16 protein-coding genes and 1 pseudogene are annotated in these 21,256 nt (G+C 64.6%); 13 read left to right on the forward strand and 4 right to left on the reverse strand.

The annotated features are described in order from the left end of the window. Nucleotides 1-146 precede the first annotated feature (146 nt). Nucleotides 147-1,031, reverse strand: coding sequence for a hypothetical protein (locus BX283_RS28765; protein ID WP_101390386.1), 885 nt, complete (start codon nucleotides 1,029-1,031; stop codon nucleotides 147-149). Nucleotides 1,032-1,297: 266 nt separating this feature from the next. Here BX283_RS28765 and BX283_RS28770 point away from each other — a divergent pair, with 266 nt between their 5' ends. Continuing rightward, nucleotides 1,298-2,896, forward strand: a complete 1,599-nt coding sequence (locus tag BX283_RS28770) for an ATP-dependent endonuclease (RefSeq protein ID WP_101390387.1) — start codon at nucleotides 1,298-1,300, stop codon at nucleotides 2,894-2,896. Continuing rightward, nucleotides 2,883-3,920, forward strand: a complete 1,038-nt coding sequence (locus tag BX283_RS28775) for a UvrD-helicase domain-containing protein (protein ID WP_101390388.1) — start codon at nucleotides 2,883-2,885, stop codon at nucleotides 3,918-3,920. The genes BX283_RS28770 and BX283_RS28775 overlap by 14 nt, the downstream gene beginning before the upstream one ends. A gap of 108 nt (nucleotides 3,921-4,028) precedes the next feature. Here BX283_RS28775 and BX283_RS28780 read toward each other — a convergent pair whose 3' ends face one another. After that, nucleotides 4,029-4,877: a DUF4214 domain-containing protein gene (locus BX283_RS28780; protein WP_180357279.1), complete on the reverse strand. Its 849-nt coding sequence runs from the start codon at nucleotides 4,875-4,877 to the stop codon at nucleotides 4,029-4,031. Between the two features lie 454 nt (nucleotides 4,878-5,331). Continuing rightward, on the reverse strand, nucleotides 5,332-6,219 hold the full coding sequence (locus BX283_RS28785; RefSeq protein WP_143676484.1) for a hypothetical protein: 888 nt from the start codon (nucleotides 6,217-6,219) through the stop codon (nucleotides 5,332-5,334). Nucleotides 6,220-6,999: 780 nt separating this feature from the next. Here BX283_RS28785 and BX283_RS28790 point away from each other — a divergent pair. Further along, entirely contained in the window at nucleotides 7,000-8,118 is a 1,119-nt protein-coding gene (locus BX283_RS28790; RefSeq protein WP_180357280.1) for a pentapeptide repeat-containing protein, read from the forward strand. A 1,199-nt stretch (nucleotides 8,119-9,317) separates the two neighbouring features. Here BX283_RS28790 and BX283_RS28795 read toward each other — a convergent pair. Then, nucleotides 9,318-10,790 (reverse strand): recombinase family protein, encoded by a 1,473-nt coding sequence (locus BX283_RS28795; protein ID WP_101390392.1) that lies wholly within the window; start codon nucleotides 10,788-10,790, stop codon nucleotides 9,318-9,320. A 108-nt stretch (nucleotides 10,791-10,898) separates the two neighbouring features. Between BX283_RS28795 and BX283_RS28800 the strand changes: the two are divergent. The 10 genes and pseudogenes from BX283_RS28800 to BX283_RS28845 all read left to right on the forward strand — a co-directional run. Next, nucleotides 10,899-11,072, forward strand: a pseudogene (locus BX283_RS28800) (ATP-binding protein); the annotation flags it as partial. A 93-nt stretch (nucleotides 11,073-11,165) separates the two neighbouring features. Next, nucleotides 11,166-12,593, forward strand: a complete 1,428-nt coding sequence (locus BX283_RS28805) for a site-specific integrase (protein ID WP_180357281.1) — start codon at nucleotides 11,166-11,168, stop codon at nucleotides 12,591-12,593. A gap of 80 nt (nucleotides 12,594-12,673) precedes the next feature. After that, nucleotides 12,674-13,699: a hypothetical protein gene (locus BX283_RS28810; protein WP_143676486.1), complete on the forward strand. Its 1,026-nt coding sequence runs from the start codon at nucleotides 12,674-12,676 to the stop codon at nucleotides 13,697-13,699. Continuing rightward, nucleotides 13,696-14,406 carry a hypothetical protein gene (locus BX283_RS28815; protein ID WP_143676488.1) on the forward strand — a complete coding sequence of 237 codons (711 nt, stop codon included), beginning with the start codon at nucleotides 13,696-13,698 and terminating at the stop codon, nucleotides 14,404-14,406. The genes BX283_RS28810 and BX283_RS28815 overlap by 4 nt, the downstream gene beginning before the upstream one ends. Next, on the forward strand, nucleotides 14,403-16,505 hold the full coding sequence (locus tag BX283_RS28820; protein WP_101390395.1) for a hypothetical protein: 2,103 nt from the start codon (nucleotides 14,403-14,405) through the stop codon (nucleotides 16,503-16,505). Before BX283_RS28815 ends, BX283_RS28820 begins: the two co-directional genes overlap by 4 nt. Next, the gene (locus BX283_RS28825) at nucleotides 16,502-16,918 is read left to right on the forward strand and encodes a hypothetical protein (RefSeq protein WP_101390396.1); all 417 of its coding nucleotides are present in this window, start codon (nucleotides 16,502-16,504) and stop codon (nucleotides 16,916-16,918) included. Before BX283_RS28820 ends, BX283_RS28825 begins: the two co-directional genes overlap by 4 nt. A gap of 679 nt (nucleotides 16,919-17,597) precedes the next feature. After that, complete coding sequence (locus BX283_RS28830; protein ID WP_143676489.1) at nucleotides 17,598-18,242, forward strand: hypothetical protein; 645 nt, start codon at nucleotides 17,598-17,600, stop codon at nucleotides 18,240-18,242. A gap of 28 nt (nucleotides 18,243-18,270) precedes the next feature. Next, a complete protein-coding gene (locus BX283_RS28835; RefSeq protein WP_101390398.1) occupies nucleotides 18,271-19,362 on the forward strand; it encodes an ImmA/IrrE family metallo-endopeptidase in 1,092 nt (363 codons plus the stop codon). Between the two features lie 90 nt (nucleotides 19,363-19,452). Continuing rightward, complete coding sequence (locus tag BX283_RS28840; RefSeq protein WP_101390399.1) at nucleotides 19,453-19,938, forward strand: hypothetical protein; 486 nt, start codon at nucleotides 19,453-19,455, stop codon at nucleotides 19,936-19,938. Between the two features lie 33 nt (nucleotides 19,939-19,971). Beyond that, on the forward strand, nucleotides 19,972-21,036 hold the full coding sequence (locus BX283_RS28845) for a serine/threonine-protein kinase (RefSeq protein ID WP_101390400.1): 1,065 nt from the start codon (nucleotides 19,972-19,974) through the stop codon (nucleotides 21,034-21,036). Nucleotides 21,037-21,256: the final 220 nt, after the last annotated feature.

Raw genomic sequence — 21,256 nt, forward strand, 5'->3', positions numbered from 1 at the left:
TCATCTACAACTCGGCCGGATGCCCGAACTGACAGGGACGAGCCGTCAAGCGCTTAGAACCCCAGCTACGCATCTGCCCAGTTCAGCCGGGCGTAAGCAGCCCTACGAGCGAAGTCTTGGGCCTGGCTCGCCCATGACTGGCTCGCCTACTGGCGCCCCGTCCGGACCTCTTCAGCGAGCCGGTGAAGTAGCGAGGCTGCCATACCGTTGAGCGTGATGGCGTCGTCTCGTACCCACGCGGCGCTGCCAATCGGGCCGTCGTTGTGTTGAGGCCCGCTCGCCTGGTTGAACAGAGCCCGCAGCAACTCGCCGTAGCCATCCGCCTGATCCGCCAGTCGATCGAGCAGAACTCCGTACCGGTCTCCCTGGTCCTGGTCGTCTCGCTTCTTGGCGCCGTTCTGCGGCCAGATGTTCAGCTTGCGCATCGCGTCCACCGCCAGCCGGGTCTCGCGGATGGCATCGGGGTACTCGCCGGCCGTGATCTGACGGTCCGCAGTTCGCAGATGCCCCGCGGCAGCGGCCAGGGGCCCGCCGGTTAGGGGCAGTGGCACCGTGATGGTGAACGACACTGCCAGGCCCAGCTGCTCGATTTGGTTCTCCCAGACGCTGGCCGGGATGCGCCGCTGTTCTTGGGCATGGGCGAACGGATAGCCCCCAGTCTGTGGCAGCGCCCCTTCAACATCGAGGGTGACTGCTAGGTCCTGGCCGTTGCGGTGTTGCTCCAGCGCCAGCACCTGCTCGGAGGTGACTGGGATGATCAGGTCCACGGTCCTCACGTTCGCCTTGGTCCGCAGCGGCACTGGCGCTGGCAAGAACGATCCCACCCAACCCCGGCCGTCCGTCGCCCGCAGCTCTCCTGACAGCATGGCCTGGTTGATGCCCTCAGCGACGTTCAGCCGTTCAATCTCGACGCGCACGGCCAGGCGGTGAGCGCCAAGTCCTGGCATGAGGGAGATAGCCGGTATCCCGCCCGGCTCCGGCGACCTCAGCCGTAGCAGCGTGCCATCCTCGAACTTCATGTCCACAGCCATCGCATCTCCTTGATCAGAAGGCGATTGTCGGGCATCCAGTGGCTAGGCGCGCTGCCTTTCGATAGATCCTTGTGGCCAGATTGAACAAAAGTTCGATTGCATGCACTTTGGTCGTTTTGTGGCGGCTCCCTTATGTGCCTGCTACGCTCCGGAGCTCCGGTCATATCAGTAGGCATATAGGGCAACTCCTGTCTCTGGTGCTCACTTTGGGCTCGTAGAAATCGCCAGGTGATCGTAAAATGGAACATATGTAATCCGGGGGGATCGTGCTCAGCAAGATCATCATCAAGAACTACCGGACGTTCCAAGATTTCACGCTTGAGTTCGATCCGAAGATGAACATTTTGGTCGGAGACAACGACCGGGGGAAGTCGACCCTCCTGGAAGCCATTGGCCTCGCGCTGACCGGTCGCATCCACGGTCGACTCCTAGCGCACGAGCTTTCGCCGTACCTGTTCAACAAGGACGTTGTCGACGAGTACATCGCGGCTTTACGGGATGGTGCTGTAGCGCGGCCGCCCGAGATCGTCATCGACCTGTTCCTGGACGGTAAGACGGCGCCGCCGACCTTGAAGGGGACCAACAACCTCCTCAAGAGCGACGAGCCTGGTGTCCGCATCCGGGCGTCGCTCAACCCTGACTACGAGGCGGAGTACCGCGAGTTCATCAAGAACCCAGCGCAGGTCCGGCTGGTGCCCACTGAGTACTACAAGGTCGACTGGCTCGACTTCGGCGGCAACGGCATCACCTTCCAACGTATCCCTGCCACGGCCTCCTTGATCGACGCGGCCAACATCCACCTCCAGAGTGGCGTCGACTACTACCTCAACGGCATCATCAGCCAGAGCTTGGAGACCGGCGAGCGGGTCGAGCTGGCTCGGGCCTATCGCAGCTTGCGTGAGAACTTCGTCAGCGACGAGGCCATCGTCAAGATCAACGAGAAGCTGCGTGACGGCCGGCGCGAGGTCAGTGACCGCGAGCTGACCCTGAACATCGACGTCTCCCAGAAGTCCAATTGGGAGAGCAACATCGTGCCTCACCTCGACGACCTGCCGTTCCAGTTCGTCGGCAAGGGGGAGCAGAGCACCTTGAAGATTCTCCTGGCCTTGAACAAGCAGGTGGAAGAGGCGCACGTTGTCCTGGTCGAGGAACCGGAGAACCACCTGTCGTTCCCGAATCTTGGCAAGCTGATCCACAAGATCAGCACGAAGTGTGAGGGCAAGCAGGTCTTCATCACCACGCACAGCTCGTACGTACTGAACAAGTTGGGCCTGGAGAACCTCGTCCTGCTGTCCGCGCAGCAAGGCTTCCGCCTGTCCAGTCTGCCGGCCGGCACGCGGGACTACTTCCGCAAGCTGTCGGGCTATGACACCTTGCGCGTCGTGCTCGCCCGCCGCTCGATCCTGGTCGAGGGTCCGTCCGACGAGCTAATCGTTCAGCGCGCCTACCGCGACGCCCACGGCTGCCTGCCAGCTGAAGCCGGCGTTGACGTCCTCAACATCCGCGGTCTGTCCTTCAAACGGTTCCTCGACATCGCCTCCCTGCTGGAGCACAACAAGGTTGCCGTCGTCACCGACAACGACCACAAGGACGCGGCCGAGGTGAAGGCCCGCTACGACAGCTTCGCGGGCTACCCGAACATCTCAGTGCATGTGGGCGAGGACAAGGACTTCCCGACGCTGGAACCGCAGCTCCTCAAAGCCAACGGCCGCGCCAAGCTCAACACCATCTTCGGACAGGCCTTCACCACGGACGACGACTTGCTCGCGTTCATGAAGGCGCGCAAGACCACCTGCGCGCTGGCTGTCTTCGAGACCACCGAGACCATCACCATGCCGGGGTACATTGCCGATGCCGTCGCATAACAACCTGGCCGTCCTGGCTGCCGCCGGTTCTCGCAAGACGCAGCACATCGTCGACTGCGTACTCAGCGACCCCACCCAACGCGTGCTCGTGACCACATACACGACCGAGAACGTGAACCAGCTGGTGGAGCGCTTGAGCGGCGGCACGGGGATGCTGCCCGGCCACGTCACCGTCATGACCTGGTTCACGTTCCTACTGAACCAATGCGCCCGCCCCTACCAAAGCGCTGTGCTCGACGAGGTTGGGGTGATGCGTGGGTTGAACTTCGTCAGGGAGCGCAACAGGTTCATCCCCAAGACGAACGTTAAGCGGTACTACCTCGACTCCAACGGCGACATGTTCCGTGACGCCGTGGCTGCGTTTGCCTACGAGGCCGACCGTCGGAGTGGTGGCAAAGTCATCAACCGGCTGGCCGAGATCTTCGATCACATCTACGTCGACGAGGTCCAGGACCTCGCCGGCTACGACCTCGAACTCCTCGACCTCCTGCTGAAGTCGCCGGTCGCAGTCACCATGGTTGGTGATCCTCGACAGGCCACCTTCGCGACAAACAACGCGACCAAGAACAAGAGGTACAAGGGCAGCGGTATCGCGGACTGGTTGGCCGAGCGTAAGGACACCTGCCAAGTCGATCATCGCGCCGAAAGCTATCGCTGCAACCAGGAGATCTGCGACTTCGCCGACGACCTCTTCCCGGATTTGCCGAGAACGGTCTCCAAGAACACCGAGATCACCGGTCATGACGGCGTCTCCACGATCACGCCGACTGAGGTGGCTGCCTACGTCGAGAGATACAACCCGGTCGTTCTGCGATGGGACAAGCGGACCAACACGCAAGACCTGCCGGCCATGAACTTCGGGCAGTCCAAGGGCTGCACCTTCGATCGGGTGCTGATCTTCCCAACCGAGCCGATGATCAAGTACTACCAAAACCGCCAGGTCGAGCTAGCTGACGGTGGGCGCTTCAAGCTGTACGTCGCGGTGACACGAGCGAAGTACAGCGTGACGTTCGTGATCCCCTGACCGCTGTACCGGAGGCCTGACCAGCCCAGTGGACGGGGTGCTCTTGCTCGACACCCCGTCCACCCCGCAGCCATGATCCATGGCGCCGAGGTGGCGCCCATCGCCGTATCAGCAGCGGAATTTAACTTCGCGCCACGAGCGTTCGGGCGCCGATGAGCCAGCACCCATCTGGACATGACACCAGCGGCCATTCCATTTCCATGCGTGCCACTGGTTCAAATACACGTAGGTGGGGTTGTTGTAGCCAGGACTCGTGGCCGCGGGTTCATAGCGGGCGGATTCCACGACGTCGTCGGCGGCCTGAAGGACCTGATAGGCCGATAGGCAGTCTCCTGCGGCGCCCTTCTGGATGGCCGCGCCCAAGGCTAGCTTTGCAGCCTTGATGGCTTTACCTGCCTCGTACAGACCCCTCGTCGTCAGGCCACCGACGAGACCGATGACCGAGCCGACGGCGCATGCCTTGATGAGGGTCATCCCTGCGTCGTTGATGCCGATGGCTGCCGAGACAGCCTGGTCCGGTTTGAGCTCGTTTTGCGTCATGGAGCCCCGTCGGCCCTGGCACATCGCGTTAAGCCGGTTGTGGAACTCTCCAGAAGCCTGGATGTCTCTGATCGCCCAGCGATAGCCGCGAGTGTTAACGACGTTGACGTAGGTCTGGAGGCCGCCGGGGTCGGCGTTACGGTTGAGCAACGCCCGGTACATCGCTGCCACGAAGGGACGAGGCGAGCGAAGTCGGTTGTGCGCCTCTTGGCTGTCGCCGATCATCATGCCGGCGGCGAGTACTCCGAATTTGCAGTCGCTCCACATTCGGTCGCGATAGCTCGTGAAGCCACCGGGATCGGAGGGGCGGCCGAGGAATTCTCGGTAGTAGCTTTCGATCTCGGTCTCGGCGTTGTTGGGGCGCCTGATGTCGGCCTCGGCTACGCCAGGTATGAGACTGACGAAGACTGTGGCCACGACGGCTATCACCAGGCCAGGCGCACGCAAGCGCTGCCACCGCATTAATCTGCGAGTCATCCCCTAATGCTCCCACGTTGGGATATGGAAATCAGGGTGTCGTACGCGTCAATGTTTGCGGTGTCTTGTGTGAATTGCTACGGCGCAGTGGTCAAGGTAGTCGGGAAAACTCCGTTTTTGCTCTCTTGCTGGACTGTAGCCGGAATGCAAGTTAACGCCTGTGGTGGTTAGCGACCTACGATCAACGGGGTGTTAGAGAGGTGATCTACTCGCCCCTGGCGACCAGCAGCCCCAATGTGAAGCCGATGGAGATCAGGGAAGAATGAGGATTGTGCCCGGCCCGCGCGGGGAACAGGCAGGGCTTGTGGGCACGTGCGGACCGGGTTCTCGGCATGTAGATGGGCCATAGAGATGCCCGACGGCACCGATCTACCGAGCCGTCGGGCGTTGTTGATCACTTCAGCTTGTACGTGGTCTCGACCGTGGCCGACTTGCCCTCCGATTCGAGCACCACTCGGATCGTGCCACCGGAGCAGCAGACGCTCCGCCCCACGGTGATCTTCTCCGGCCCGATCTCACCCTTGCCGTTCGCTCGAACGAGACGGCGCTCAGTTCGATGCCACGACAAGGTCGTCCCCGGCCCCGCCAGCAGTGACACCCAGACTTCCGCGCCCGGCTCGAAGCCCTTGCCGCTCAGCGTGAAGGCCTCGCCGGCCACACCCACCGCGGGCTCGACCGTCACCTTCGTCAGCGGCGAGCGCTCGCTGTCACGCGACAAGCCAGGGGTTGCGGCGCGCGAGCCTGCGCCCTCAGAGGAGCCTGCGGCATGCCCGGTGGAGCCCGACTTCGGTGTCGCCGGTGGGCCGTTGTCCTTGAACCAGTTCGGACCGTTCACGATCAGGGCTACGACGATCGGGACGGTCAGGCCCACGAGGGTGCCCGCGAGGGCCAGCTTCTCTGTCCGCTTCCAGGGCTCCCGAGCATCGTCCTTGAGCAAGATGTAGGTCGAAAAGCGCCGCCGCGCGACCCAGGTGGTCAGGAGCACAAACGCGGAGATGCCGGTGACGGCGAGGGCCGTCGGCCACCCGGCCGTGACCGACGCGATCAGGATGGCGATGGCAGCCAGGACCGCTTCGACCGGCAAACACCAGTCGGTGATGCGCCGCATGCGGGCAGGCAGGAGCTGGCGCAGCCGCATGGTGCGGGTCCGAAGGATCGCCTGGACGTCCTCGCAGAACCCCACCGGGAAGTGCTCTTCGCCCCCTTCAGCCTTGATCTTGATCCGAGCTCGCTTAGCCTCAAAAACAAAGACCTTGGCCCCGACCCGGTCGGAAATCGCCAAGTTGTCGACGACGGTTGGTCGGCCTGCTGCTCTCATGGCACCGTCAAGGGACGTGCCCGTATGGACGACGTCCCCAATGGCTATGGAGAACTCGCGCTCTGAAGATGAGGGGAACGCACGTTCCACCGCCTCAACGAGGCATTCCACCTGATCTCGACGGATCGTCCGCCCGGAGAGCTCGCGCGAAACCTTACGCGCCATTGACCGTTGAACCCTTCGCTCATACCGCCCGTATAAGGAGTTTGAGTGGCGCTTCCCCGTGGGAGAAGTCTCCAGGCGCGCACTCGGTAGAACCCCACTCGCAGAGGCACAGAACGACAGCCGCCTTGAGTCCAACCGAAGGCTAGTGCATCGCGGTCTGCTTGGAGTGTGCGGGCAGCTCGTCATCAAGCCGACATATCGAACCGGCATGGCGGTTCTCAGGAATTCGCAAACCGATGGCCAAAGCAGAATCGTTTCACTCGCGGCCCATATGAAGTCAAACCGGACATTTCTTTTGATCGCTTAGGTGGAATTTCCAACCGAGTGATCTGTCGGCGAATGTGCTCGATCATGACGCCTTTGGCCATGGCGTTTCGGAGGGTAGATAAGGCTCCTCGCGGCCAGCGATATGGATGCTCGCTTACTTCCGAGGCGCCGTGGGGGCGCGTGCGCTGGCTCATGCGCCCGCCCATCGACGCCGTCCCTAAGGTTGATCGGCGGCCGGGGGCGCGTAAGTCGATCTCGTGTGGCACTGCTGACAGTCTGGCGTGGATACGTGTCACCGCGCTGTCATGGGTCATGAAGATTCGCCACAAGGTACTTCTAGTGCATATGTGGACACGAGCGCGGCTGTCGCTGCTGCTCGCCGGCGTGGGTGTGGGGGTGTTCGTTGCCGTCGTACTCGTGCTGATCTGGCGCGGGCCGTGGTGGGTCGACGGCGAGTACCTCAGCAGGACGGGCTTGCAGGACGGTTCCGCCGCCCTGGTCACAGGATTTCGGACCGCGATCGTGCAGCTTGCGGCGGTCTTCGGTGCCGGCGTCGCATTGCTGTTCACCGCGTTCAACTACCGTCTCAGCCTTCGGGGCCAGGTCACCGACCGCTTCACAAAGGCACTCGAACATCTCGGCTCTGAGGAGATGTACGGACGCATGGGCGGTCTTCTCGCCCTGGAGCAGATCATCAAGGATGCCCCGGATCAGTCATTCCAAATAGTGCAAGTCCTCAACGAGTTCATTCGGCAGCGTGCCCCACGCGCAGAGGGAACGCGGTCTTCGACAACTGACAGAGTCGCGGCTGCACGCCGAGCAGCTCGGCAACGCACCCTCAAACCGCGAAGCCAAGCGGCTCTGCCATCTAAACCCGAAGCCGATGTCCAACAGGCCATCACCCTCCTAGTCCGTTCCATGCAGCGGGGTTATATCTCCAGCGCCGTCGTTGACCTATCCGGGCTCCACCTGGCTGGTGCGATCCTCACAGGAGCCGATGTGTGGTCCCATAGGGGTTTTTATATTCCTGGGATCTATCGGGCAGATCTGAGGCGTGCCAGCTTCTCTGGAGCGGATCTCAGCGGGGCAAACTTGGCACACGCCGATCTCTTTGGAGCAGAGCTCACGGGCGCCAATCTCGCTGAGGCAAACCTGACTGGGGCGAACCTATTTACCACCAAGTTCATAGGGGCGAACCTCGCTGGAGCAAGGCTTGACAAAGCGAGGCTTGTCAAGACGAATTTCACTGGGGCAGATCTAACAGGGGCGAATATCGTTGGATCTGATCTCACCTTTACCAACTTCACAGAGGCGAACTTGACTGAGGTAGATCTGGCCAAAGCGGACGTGCGGTACATCCATCTGGACGGTGCGATAGGGCTGAGCGCAGAGCAGCGGGAGTGGCTGGAAGGGAATATGTATCAGCTGTGAACCTGCCAGGATTATCGCTGCTCGCTTTTGGGGCGACGATCTGAATCGGGTCCGCTAGCAGGTAAGGGCGCATTGCATCGACCTGTTAACGGCCGAGGCATCCCTGGCCATAGCATTACGGAATGCCACCGGTCCTGACTGTAACAATCCTAGCTGAGACAGGTGCTGCGGACAGCCGGAGTGGGACCATCAGATTCAAGGTGCATTTCGGGGGGCGATCGTCATGACTTATTCAACTCCAACGACCAGTGGCACGCCGCGCCCCCGCAAGACGCCCGAGCATTGGACTGCCGTGGCTTCCTTGATCGGCGCCGCGGTTTCAGCACTCACGTTCCTTGTAGGGTTTATTGGCCTGCCGGCGGCAGGGGTCAATTCACCAACAGGAACTTCTGCAACTGTTACGGCGACCGTCACCACGAGCACTACCGTCACAGCGGTCCCGCCCGGCGCAACGAGCTCATCGGACACTTCGACCGACGCCCCCTCTGTGCCCGATTCGTCTGCCATTCGCTGGTCAGGACGGCTGCTCTTCACAGGGCATCACGATCTAGACGTAGTCCCGCCAGAGCAGAACGACTCTGGTTGGGATATTTCCTTTAATGGCGTAAATAGCGACAATAAGTCTGCCACATTTGGTAGCGCCGACTTGGCCATTATATCGAATGGGAGGATTCCGGACATCACGGAGTGCACTCTGCTGGCGAAGACTCAAGCCACGCATCCGATTTCTTTACCCGTCGGTGCTAGCGCTTGCATGCTAACCGACGCCCGGCGTCCAGTACTCATCAAGCTCAATTCGGTGAATGCCGTTGCGAATACAGCACAGACAACCGTCAAAATATGGGAAGCGAAGCAGAGCTGACCCGCGCTAGCTGGCGCTAACAACTCCGCGTTGCCCGTCCACTCCGGCGAGCCGACGGGCACGGTCACTTCAGCTTGTACGTGGTCTCGACCGCGGCCGACTTGCCCTCCGATTCGAGCACCACTCGGATCGTGCCGCCGGAGCAGCAGACGCTCCGTCCCACAGTGATCTTCTCCGGCCCGATCTCACCTTTGCCGTTCGCTCGAACGAGACGACGCTCAGCTCGATGCCACGACAAGGTCGTCCCCGGGTCGGCCATCAGTAACACCCAGACTCGGCGTCCGGCTCGAAGCTCCTATCGGTCAGCGAGAAGGCGTCTTCGCCGTCGGCCCAGGCGCTAGAACTTCCACTTGATCTCTATCTTCTCGGGATCGAAGTGGTACCCATGCCAGCGCTTCGTGCCGGGTCGACCGGGGTGGACGATGACCCGGTCGACCACCAGGCGCAGAATGTTGCGCCGCCACTCCAGGCCCGAGGTCTCCCACGCATCCCGGATCGTTTGCGTTGCCGGCACGTGGGCGAGGGACGTCTCGCTCTGGTAGTGGCTCAAGGCTTCTCGGGCTTCCTGGACCGAGGCTTCGGCGATGCCCTTGGCCTGGATGAACTGGTCGCGGCTGAGGACATCGGTGGCGTAGTCGGTGACCAGCTGGTCGAGCTTGCCCTTGCGTCGTTCAAACTCCTGCACCAAGCGGCGCACCTTGTCCTCATCGACCTGCGGCGAGAGGAACACAGCGACCTTCGGATCATCGAAGACCTGCCAGACAGCCTGGGTCACCAGCAACTCGACCGGCTCGGCGATACGGAAGGTCTTGCTGCACCCGCTCGCGTTGCCGTAGTTGTCGTGAGGCCGGCATCGATACCGACGCTGCGACGGTCGGCCGCCCTCCGGCCCCCGGCCGCCGCTGTACATCCTGGAACCACACCGGCCGCAGTAGATGAAGCCGGTGAGCAGATACTTGCGTACGCCAGTCTGCGTCTTGGGCCAGCGCCACTCCTTGCTCAGGCGCTGGGCCTCCATGCGGTCCCACTGTTCGCGGGTGAGGATGGCCGGCCACTCTGCTGGATACTCCTGGCCCTCGTATTCCCGCACGCCGATGTTCCGCTTCTTCATGATCGTGCGCTGGAGGTTCTCGATCCGCCATTGCTTGCCGGTGGCGGTCGGCACGCCCCGCTCGTTGAGGTCTCGCGTGATGTCGCCGATGGACTCTCCAGCGATGAAGCGCCGAGCACACTCCCGGACGACCCCAGCCTCTGACTCGCGGATAACCAGGCCGCCAGGTTCGTACCCAAAGGGCCGTCCGCCCCCGTGGAACTTCCCCTCAATAGCGCGGGCCCGCTGCTTGCGCTTGATGCGCTTGGAGAGACGGGCCGCCTCCAACATGGCGTTGTTGACCGCGTTGATCGCCGCGTGGATGCCTTCGGCGCTGTCGAGGTTGTAGCTGATGGCATCGGTCGTCTGGATGCGCTGGAGCTTGGTCGTCTCGGCGAGCTTGATCAGCTCCAGCAGCTCTTCCAGCCGCCGGTACAGCCGAGGCATCTCCGTGATCAGGATGATGTTGACCTGGCCCTGCTTGACGGCGTTGAGCAGCAGGTCGTAGTGCTCACGGGGCTTCTTCGAGTACTTCGAGGCACTGATGTCGTTGTCGGGGAAGACCCCGACCACCGGCCAGGCGTTCTCGTCCGCGTAGTCACGGCACTCGCTGACCTGGATGGAGACGTTCTCGCTGAGCCCTCGTCGGTCGCGGCTCAAGCGGGCGTAGATGGCGGTGTTGCAGACTCCCCGAGGGGAGGTAGGGGACGTATCGGTCATGGTGCACTCTCCAGTGGAGCATGAGAGACGCTCCTGGGGAAGTGCTGACCTGCGACTTTCGTGCCTTGGGTTAGGCGCTTCTAGCGGGTGCCTTCCCCGTCCGTTGCAGAAGCACCCGAATTCACCGGCAAGGCCCTCGACTCCCTGCGCCAGCCCCTGGAGGCCGGACACGTCGTCGTCGCCCGCAGCGCGGGCGTCGTCCGCCTCCCCGCCCGCTTCCTCATGGTGGCCACTTGTGCGCTTTCGGTCACTGACCGGCCTGAGTCTCGGTACGCTGCGTGAGTGACGAGTAGCTCGCGGTGGCGTCTGTGTTTCGTGAGACGCGACCTTGAGTGTCCGGAGTCTGCTCCACAGATTGTGCGGTTGTGGGGCGGTGTGGATGCCTGGCTGGACGAGGAGGGGCTGCCGGAAGGCCTGCCGTACTTGCTGTCGCCGCGGTTCGAGTACGACGTGGATCTGAACGCGTACTTCCGCCAGCCGCACGTGATGGTGGCGCCGTGGAACACCAACGCCAACCGGGGCCGGGCTTTGTGCGGGTTCCTGAACTTCCTGTGGTCTGCCCGGGGCGGCTGGTCGTGGCGTGATGCCCGCGAGGAAGATCACCTGGCCTACCACTCATGGCGTCGTGAGGATGAAGCCGGCCCTATGGTCGAAGGCGGGACGTGGTGCCAGGAGGTCAGCCACGTCAACCAGTTCTACGTCTGGGCGATGCGTCAGGGGCATGTTGCGGCCATGCCGATCCCGCAGCGGCCGCGAAGGCCCGGACCGGCGGGGGTGATGCGGCGGGGGTCACCGGTGCTGGACACGGTTCCGGCGACGTTCGCGCACGACGAGCGCGACCAAAGGATCGAATGGCTGCCGCCGACGTCCTATCGGCTTTGGCGGGATGTCGGGCTGCGGGGGTTCGGGCCGGATGGGCTGCTGGATTCCTCGTTCAGGGGCCGGTGGGCGTCGCGGAACGCGTTGTTCTCCGACACGCTGGTGCGGACGGGGATGCGGCTGTCGGAGCAAGCCCACATCACCGTTCCGGAGGTTCCGCTGCCCTCGGCGCTCCCGGGCTACCGCCGGTTCTGGCTGCCGGGCGTGATCGCCAAGTACTTCTCCGCCCGCTGGATCTACCTGCCCGGCTCGCTGGTGCGGGAGGCAGCTTTCTACATCGCGGTCGACCGGGCCGAAGTGGTGGCCGAGGCGAGGACGGCCGGCCGCTATGACCGCATTCGTCGTCCGCTGGTGATCGCCGACCTGTCCCGGCCGGACGTGGTGCACACCGTCGGTCAGGCCGGGCGGCGGCTGAAGCTGAAACAGCTCAAGGACGTTCAGCGGCGTCGGCTGATGATGGAGACCGAACACGGACTGGAACCGGCGATGCTCTGGCTGGGCGAGCACGGCATGCCGATGACGGCGTCGGGCTGGAAGTCGGTGTTCACCACGGCCAACCAGCGCTGTTCCCGGCTTGGGGTGAGCCTGGCGGTCCACGCGCATCTGCTGCGGCACACCTTCGCGGTGATCACGCTGGAACAGCTCCAGCGCGGTCACATCGCCCAGCTCGCGGAGATGAACGAGGCTCAGCGGGGCCACTACGTGAGGGTGTTCGGCGATCCGCTGGACTGGGTCAGGCGCCGGCTCGGGCATAAGACGATCTTGTCGACGCTGATCTATCTGCATGCCCTTCAGGAGCTGGAGATGGAGACGCGGATGGCGCTGGTCCCGGACACCTGGGAGGACGTCCGGGACGGTCCTCTGGCCGACATCGGCGACGACACCGTTGCCCCGACAGGCATGGACGAGGCGGTGGTGGCATGAAGCGGTCGGGCAGGGGCAGCACCGGACCGGGCCGACAAGCCGCTGTCCCTGAGGGGCTCTACGAGCCGGACCCTGCGGTGGTGGCGTCTCCGGACGGCCTGCTGGTGCCGTTTCGGGGTGATGACGGCCGGGAGGGCGTCTTCGACATCGGCCAGACGCCGTTGCCGGGCTGGCACGAGGACCTGGCCACGGCCTGGGCTGCCCGCTGCGGGCCGGCCGGCACGGTCAGGACACTCGCGTCGGCCCGGACCGCCTTCTATGCGATCGAACGCGTGCTGGGTTTCCTCGCGGCTCTGTCCGATGCCCCGGCTACGGTCGACGGTTTGCGGGTGGGCATGCTGGAGGACTTCCACCGGCTCCGCACCGAGGGCGGCAAGATCTGCGGGGATCTGCATGTCGTCAACCAGCTGCTGGGCACCTCCCCCTTGAAAGAGAAGATCGATCCGGACGTTGCGGACTTCATCCAGCGCCGTTTTCCCCGGCAGAAGTGGGCCGGATCCGGCAGCGGCTACAGCGAGGGTGAGCTTGCCCGGCTGCTGGCCGCGGTCCGGGCGGACACCGCGGCGGTCCGCCGCCGCATCGAGGCGGGGGAGAGACTGCTGGCCCAGGCGAGAGCGGGGCAGATGCCCGAGGGCCAGGCGGAACTGGGCAGGCGGCTGATCGGCATGGCCGAGACCGGCACGGTCCCCTGGCCGGCGGAGGACGGCCGGTATTTGTGGAAGACACGGGTCCGGCTGGCGGGCCATCTGTTCATCACTCTCCGGGACCTGGCGCCGCTGCTGCTGCTGATGGTCGCCCTGAGCGAACGCAACATCGAGTCGGTCAAGGAGCTGACTGCCCGCCACCGGATCCTGGAGGGCAAGGCGGTCGAGGTTGAGTTGATCAAACGCCGTCGTGGTCGGGGCAAGTGGTTCGAGACGGTCACCTGGGAGATCGGGGCCGAGGGACGCGAACTGCACACCCCGGGCGGCCTCTATCTGCTGCTGCACCGGCTGACGGCCCGGTCGCGGTCGTTCGCCGGGGGAGACCAGCTGCTGACCATCTGGGCGAACGGCAACCGCCGGGGGCCGAGGTGGGCCCGGGCGAGCACTACGGGCCGTTCGTGAAGTCCCTGGCCCCGGGCTTGCTGAACCTGGCGAACTGGAACCGGGGCCGGCGCCAGCCGGTCCTGGCCGACGCACCGCCCGATACTGAGGCGCCCTTGTTGCAGGTCACCGCTCAGCGGCTTCGCACGAGCATGGAAGCCCGGCGGACGAAGAAGATGGGCGGGCATCTGCCGTCCGCTGCCCGCTCGAACACCTTCCCGGTGCTGTTCAAGGACTACCTGCGGGGCGATATGACGATCCGCGAATGGGCTGACGACGTCATCGGTGAGGCACTGGCGGATGCCGAACGCTCCGCGCTCGACGCCCACCGGCGGGCCCTTGAGGAGGCGGGCGGCGGTCTGACCGTCCGGCCCGGGCGGCTCCAGGGTCCGGCGGCAGCCGGACCCTGGAGCGGATGCCGTGATCCGAAGGACCACCCGGTGACCCGTCAGCCCTGCACCGCATCGCTCCTGTCCTGCTTCTCCTGCGGGAACTGCATGATCACCGAAGGACACCTGCCCCGGCTGCTGGGGCTGATGAAGTCGCTGATCGAGCGTCGGCAGCGGCTGAGCGAACAGGTCTGGTGGGCCCGCTATGGGCAGGCATGGGCGGCGATCCGCCACGACATCCTGACCCGGTTCTCGCCCGAGCAGGTCGCCGCCGCCCGCGAGCAGATCCCCGACGACTCGCTCCTGGACTGGGCCGAAGATCCTTGGGAGGTCCCGTGACCGTCGCCGTCGCCGCGGTCCCGCCGCACGCTGATGCTCTGCACGAGGTGTTCGTGCTGCACGACAGGCCCCTGCGGCCGGGCACGGAGCTGGCTGGCACCTCCCGGTTCACGGATCCGGTCTGGCTGCTGAACCCGGCCGACCACCAGCGGCACCGACGGTCCTTGATCTTGAACTTCCCGAAGATCCCGGCTCCCTACCGGCCGCTGGTGAAGGAGCTTTACTACGGCCTGTTGTCGGGCCCGCTGCCGCCGGGGGAGACCCGTCCGGGCCTCGCCACCTTGCATGCAGCCCTCGGCGAAGTCCACCAGTTCCTGCTCTGGCTGGCCAAGGCCAAGCAAGCCCGGTCGATCACGTCGCTGACCGGGGCGGATCTGGACGACTACCAGCGGCACCTGCTGACCCGGCCGAGGACGAGCTATTCGCAACGAGTCAAGGCACGGGCAGCGGTCCGCTACTTCTGGCGCTGGCGTCACAGCATGCGCGAGGCGGGCCGGCTGGCCTTCGACCCGGGCCACATGGACAGCTGGGGGGAGCCGGTCCGCCGCGGCCGCACCGAGAACGCTCACTCCCGGATCCCTGAGGAGGTGTTGGGTCCGCTGCTGGCTTGGTCGCTGCGGTTCGTCGACGAGTTCGCCGACGATATCCTGGCCGGTGACCGGCGCTGGCAGAAACGGCGTCGCAGGGACGGCCCCAAGGCCCTGGGCACCGGGAGCGGCCCGAAAAACCTCGGTTACCGGCTCCAGAGACTCCTCGACGAGCATGTCTCGGCCGGCCGGCCGCTGCCCGGCACCCAGGGGAACTACTCGTTATATGCCCTGGCCGAGGACCTAAACTGCCATCCCTCCAGCCTCTACTCCTACCGGGCTCAGGTCGAGGAGGCATTCGCCCGGGTCGGTGCAGGCGACGTCCTGACGTTCTCCGGTCCCATCACCGCCGTCCTGGAGGGCCGGCCATGGATCGACGCCGTCACCCGCCGACCTGATCATCCGCACAGCGTCGCGGTGCTGGGACGGCTGTTGCAGTCCGCCTGCTACATCGTGATCGCCTATCTGTCAGGCATGCGGGACAGCGAGATCAAGCACCTGCGGCGCGACAGCCTCAGCGTCGAGATCGACGACCAGGGCACCGCCTATCGATGGCGGCTGGCCAGCCTGGCGTTCAAGGGCGCCGACGATGTCGAAGGAGTCCCGGCCGTCTGGCTGGTCGGGGCACCGGTCGCCCGGGCAATCAAGGTCATGGAACGGCTCCAACCCACGAGGCAGGACATGCTGTTCGCCGCCCTGCTGCACAGCGCGGGCAAGAAACACGCCGAGCGCATTGCCGCGGGCGGGGTGATGGCGAACTCCACGACCAACAGCAACCTCAACCAGTTCATCGGCTGGATCAACCAGTACTGCACCGACCACGGCAGGACCGACGGCATCCCGGACGTCGACGGCCGGCCCTGGAAGCTCACGACGAGCCAGTTCCGCCGCACTCTGGCCTGGTTCATCGCCCGTCGCCCGGGCGGGACGATTGCCGGAGCCTTGCACTACAAGCACCAGAGCATCCAGATGTTCGAGGGCTACGCGGGCACCAGTGACTCCGGCTTCCGGGCCGAGGTCGAAAGTGAACAAGCACTGGCCCGCGGCGAACACCTGCTGGCCATGGTCGACGCCCACGAACACCGTCAGATAGAGGGGCCAGCCGCCGCGGAGGCAGCCCGCCGCCTGGAGACCCTGGGCCGACGGGCCAGCTTCACCGGCCAGGTCGTCCTCGACCCGGCCCGCCTGAAACGGATCATGCGCAAGCACGACCCGGCCGTCTATCCGGGCACGTTCATCACTTGTGTCCACGACCCGGCGAAAGCCCTCTGCGAGAAGGCACGGACCACCGCCGCCGAAGGACTACCCGAACACGGCGGCTGCCAGCCCCTGGCCTGCCAGAACGTCGCCCTCACCCCGGCCAACCGGGAGCAGTGGCAGGCCGAACTCTCCGAGATCACCAGCCGCCTCGCAGCCCCGCTGCCGCCCCCGCCACTGCTGGAGACACGCCTGCGTCACCGCCGGGACGAGATCGCCCGGTTCCTCGACCGCACCGCCGAGGAGGAAACGTGAGCAGGAACGACCTGCCCAGCCCCACACGCGTCGACCAAGCCCTCGACGAACTGCTGAACACCTGCCGAAGCAGCGGCAGACAGCCCTCCGTCCTGGACCTGGCCCGCCGGTTCGGCCTGTCCAACACCACCTTCCGCCGCAACTTCCCTGAAGTCGTCAGCAAGATCGCCGCCGCCCGCCGACCGCAGGAAGCGCCGGTCGCCCCCGAGGGGCCCAGCCCGAACGACCGGCTCATTGCCCGCAACGCGAAACTCCGACGCGCCAACCGGGAACTGACCGCGACCGTGAACCTGGCAGTCGCCCAGATCCACCGGCTGTCGGTCGAAAATCGCCAGATGCGGGCCGAGCTCGAAGCGGCCACCGGCGTCACTCATCTCTCCGACCACATCCCGAGCCGCCGAACACCTCAGTAGATGCGGCTTTGCGAGGTTCTTGGACGAGGACTACACCTCGTCTTGGTGCACATCAGCGGACCGCCGCCGAGGCGACGCATGAGTGGCACGTTCAGACATCGCGGCTAAAAATGACTATGTAGATGGCTCCCATGTCGAAAGGGTCGTTCCTCCCTCGAGCGGAGGATGCACATGGCCGATCACGATGCGCAGTCATGGCGAGAGCGACGGAGCCGACGGTGGGCGGTTCCGGAACGCTCCGGGATGCCTGATGCTCGGAGCACGATGGGCTGTGTCGCTGCCCGTTCCTCGCCGGCTTCTCCCTGACTGCTGCTGTTGTGACCCTGTCCCTCAAGACGGCTGTCTCGCCCTGGCACGAGTGGGCCACCGCCGCTTCTCTGGGGGATGGAGCCTGTGGCGAACCGACGCTCAGGTAAAACATGCAGCTCAGCGGTTATATGAGGGAGTCTAGGCACTGCAACAGCTGTGGTGCTATCCCTGGATTGGGTGATCCAGGCAGGGGCCTGCCCGCATGGTCCCGGATTGGCGGCACCACGCGGGCTTGCGGAGGCCAGGCGCCGTCTCCGGCGTGAAGCGAAGGTGACATATTCGAACTGACATGCGATGATGGCTCGGGTTTCAAAAACAGCGCCTCGATTGAGGTATGGTTTTTGAAACTCACGGTTGCCTGGAGGGGGCTTTGCAGAACCTGGATCCGGAGCAGTGCAGGCAGCGGCTCGCGCAGCTCGACTTTTCGACGGACTTGTTCCACGGGGCACTCGACCTGGCGGCTGCTGACGTCCGCACGTGTACCGACTTCGACGCGCCGGCGATGCGCGGCTTCATGTTCTGGAGCCGTACGAACCGGTATCTCGCCGAAGCCCTCGATCCGGAAGGGTGGGGGCGCACCTCCCGCGACAGCATCCTCCGGATGATCCACCCCAGCGTCAGCCACGCGGTCACCGCGATCAGCGCCAAGGGTGGCGTGGGTGACCTCAACGCGCGCGTGCGGTCGAAGAACCCGAAGGGTCCCGCGATGGCGCGCTTGGTGGAGAAAAACGGCCAGTTCGCATTCATGAGTCACGACGAAGTGCTCTACGGTCGGGAGCTTGATCAGATCCCGACGTGGTGCCTGCTGTACAAGTGGGACGAGGGAGTGATCAGCGCCGAGCTGTCTCTGCCGATCAAGATGAACGGGAAGGTCATCGACGAGTGGCAGGAACGCATCCCGCTGGTCCTTCCGGATCTTAATGACCCGGGCGCGGACATCGGGCTGCTGGACGACCCGAGTGACGGCGACGGACCGGATGTCGTGGTGGAGCTGTTGGGGGGCTGGCCGAGTTGACGTGAGACTGAGTGGGAGCTGAGGGAACGTGTTCACCCCTGAACGGTTGGTCCTGGCGCGCAGACGGCGGCGTATGACGCTGGCGGAACTGGCTCGCACCTCGGGGTATTCGGCGCAGAGCATCACTGCGTTCGAGAACCACCGAAAGGTTCCCTCACCGGAGACGCTGTCCGCGCTCGCGGCAGCCCTTCACTACCCGGTCTCCTTCTTCTCCGCGCCCCGGCCCGCGGAGCTGCAGCTGGACTCCGTGAGTTTCAGAGCGCCGTCGAAGATGACGGCGACGGAACGCGACAGCGCTCTGAGCTCGGGAGCCATCGCCGTGGCTCTCAATATCTGGCTTGAGGGCCTGTTCAAACTGCCCCGGCCCGACTTGCCCACCTATCCTCACTTGGATCCCGAGGCAGCGGCCGAACAGGTGCGGGCCGCTTGGGGGCTGGGGGAAGCCCCGGTCCCGAACACCGTGCATCTGCTGGAGGCACACGGAGTGCGGGTGTTCTCCCTGCCGTCGGACTGCCTGGACATCGACGCGTTCTCCACCATCAACACGGGCACCCCGTACGTCTTTTTGAACACCCGTAAGACCGGTGAACGCGGCCGGTTCGACGCCGCCCACGAACTGGGACATCTTGTGCTGCATTGCGAGCACCGCATCCCCCACGGCAGGGACTCGGAGGGAGAGGCGAACGATTTCGCTTCTGCCTTCCTGATGCCGCGCGCGGGCATCCTCGCGCAGCGACTCCACAACGCTTCCCCCGAGCGGATACTGAGCGCCAAACGCCGGTGGGGCGTCTCCGCGATGGCCCTGACCTACCGCTTGCGCAAACTCGAGCTGCTGTCCGAGTGGCGCTACAGCCAGACCATGAAGGAGCTGGCCCGCCGCGGCTACCGCAAAGCGGAGCCCGACTCCTCGATGGTCCGCGAAAGCAGCCAACTGCTGTCCAAGGTGTTCGACGTGCTGCGGGATCCGCTGAAGAAGTCTCCGTCGGACGTGGCGGCGGAGCTGGACATCTACGTCCCGGAGCTCAATGAGTATGTGTTCGGCTTGGTCCCGGTCGCGGTCGAGGGCGGTGGGCAGCAGTCTGCACCCGCGCGCCCGCAACTGCGGCTCGTCAAACGATAGGTGGCGCGGTTGACCACCGCGCTCTGCGCGTCCTTGGGCGCACTTTTCTGATGGGCCGGCGCCCCTTCCTCCTCTCGAAAGACGTGACTTGTGAAGGTTCTCGGTGTTGCCGTCTCCTCCGGCGTACTGCACTTCGGAGCACTCGATGTCCCGCAGGGCGCCACTGCTGCTGTGCTGGCTGGCGCTCCCGCGCGCTTGGTTCCCGCCGTCGGCCTGTCGGGGGCCGAGCGGCTGGCTGACACGTTCGACAGGATCACCCAGGATCTGCGCATCCTCGCTCCCGACGCCGTGGTCCTCGTGGGGACGCGTAAGCACGGCAACTGGACGTACAAGGAGGCGACGGAGCGCATCTCCCTGATCTCGGCGCTGATGCTCTCGTGCGCCCAGCAGAACGTGCTCTACAAGGAGTTGAAGACAGAACAGATCGGCCGGGTCGTCGGTATCCCCCCAGCTTCCCTGGGCACCTTCAGTCACGAGACAATCGGGCTGACACAACGGCCGCCATACTGGAACGCGGGGCGAGGAGCCGCTTTCGCCGCCGCCCTGGCCTACGTCACCGACGGGTCCGAGAACTAGCGCGCCGCAACGCGTTGACGAAGGAGACCGCGCGTGAAGCAGCGTGAGAGACGACTCACCCTCAACTACGAGTGCCTGCAAACCATGCCGACCGGTCTACACGAGGTCCGCGTGTGGTGGGACCCGGACCTGGCGAACTGGCTCGTCGGCAAGCGCGTCGACCTCTCGGAGGTCGAAGACGGCGCAGACCTGATGGAACCACAGGTGATGGAGATGATCGACCACCCCAATGTGGTGAAGGTCCGCTCGGTTGCCTCCGTGGCCGGCTTCCCGTCGCCGATGCGGGTCGTCGAGGTGCTCATGCCCTTCTACGAGGAGGGCAGCGTCACCGACGCCCTCGAAGCCGGCAAGTACTTCACTCCCAGCCAGGCGCTGCGCATCATCCGGGCCGCCCTGCAAGGGCTGGCGGAAATGCACGAACGCTACGGCATCCTGCACCGCGACGTGAAGAGCCCGAACCTCTTCCTCACCGGTGACGCCCAAACGGTGAAGCTCGGCGACCTGGGCCTGGCCGGCAAGATGGACGGCGAGGGAAGGACCCCCGGCGTGAATGCGCCGCAGCTGTACTCCCCGCCCGAACTGCTCACCGGCGACGGCCTGACTCGGGCATCTGACCTGTACTCCCTAGGCGTGGTGCTCCTGGAGCTTCTGCGCGGCAAGTTCGACTACGACTCGTACTCGAGAACGGCCACCGTCGACGCCCTGGCCAAGGGAGAGTCACCGCTGCGTAGGGAAGACCTCGTACTCCCTGCCTGGGCGTGCCGATCACTACGCAAGTTCGTCCAGAAGGCCATGGACCCCGCGCCGGCCCGCCGCTTCCAGAGTGCCCGCGAGATGAGCGATCAACTCGCCAAAATTAAGATCGCGGACTGGCGGGAGACCTGCACCGGCACCTGGGAAGCGCCCTTTCTCCGCGACACCCGCATGCGCATCCGGGTCACCGCGAACCCCACCCGAGGCGGCGGTCTCACTCTCATCACGCACAAACGCAAGACACTGTCATGGCGGCGCGCAGGAAGGGATGTGGCAGTCACTGGCCTGCGTGATCAGCAGGCGCTGGCCGTCTTCGAGAAGGCCAACAGCCTGGCCGTCAACTGATCCACCGCTAGGCCAACCACGCGGTCCTGTTCAGGAGTCAATGCCCCGCAAAGCGGCTGGCAGCGCAGCTCCTCAGCTACCTCATACCGGGCTGCGGCTCCCACGCCTGCAGGAACCAGCGCACCTTCCTGCGCCAATGCCCAGACTTCAGCCCGGACCCGGCGCGCGTCCACGCCACGGATACCGACAAGTGGCAGCAAAACGGCCAACCAGCCGTCAC

The sequence above is a fragment of the Streptomyces sp. TLI_146 genome, assembly GCF_002846415.1.
GTDB lineage: Bacteria > Actinomycetota > Actinomycetes > Streptomycetales > Streptomycetaceae > Streptomyces.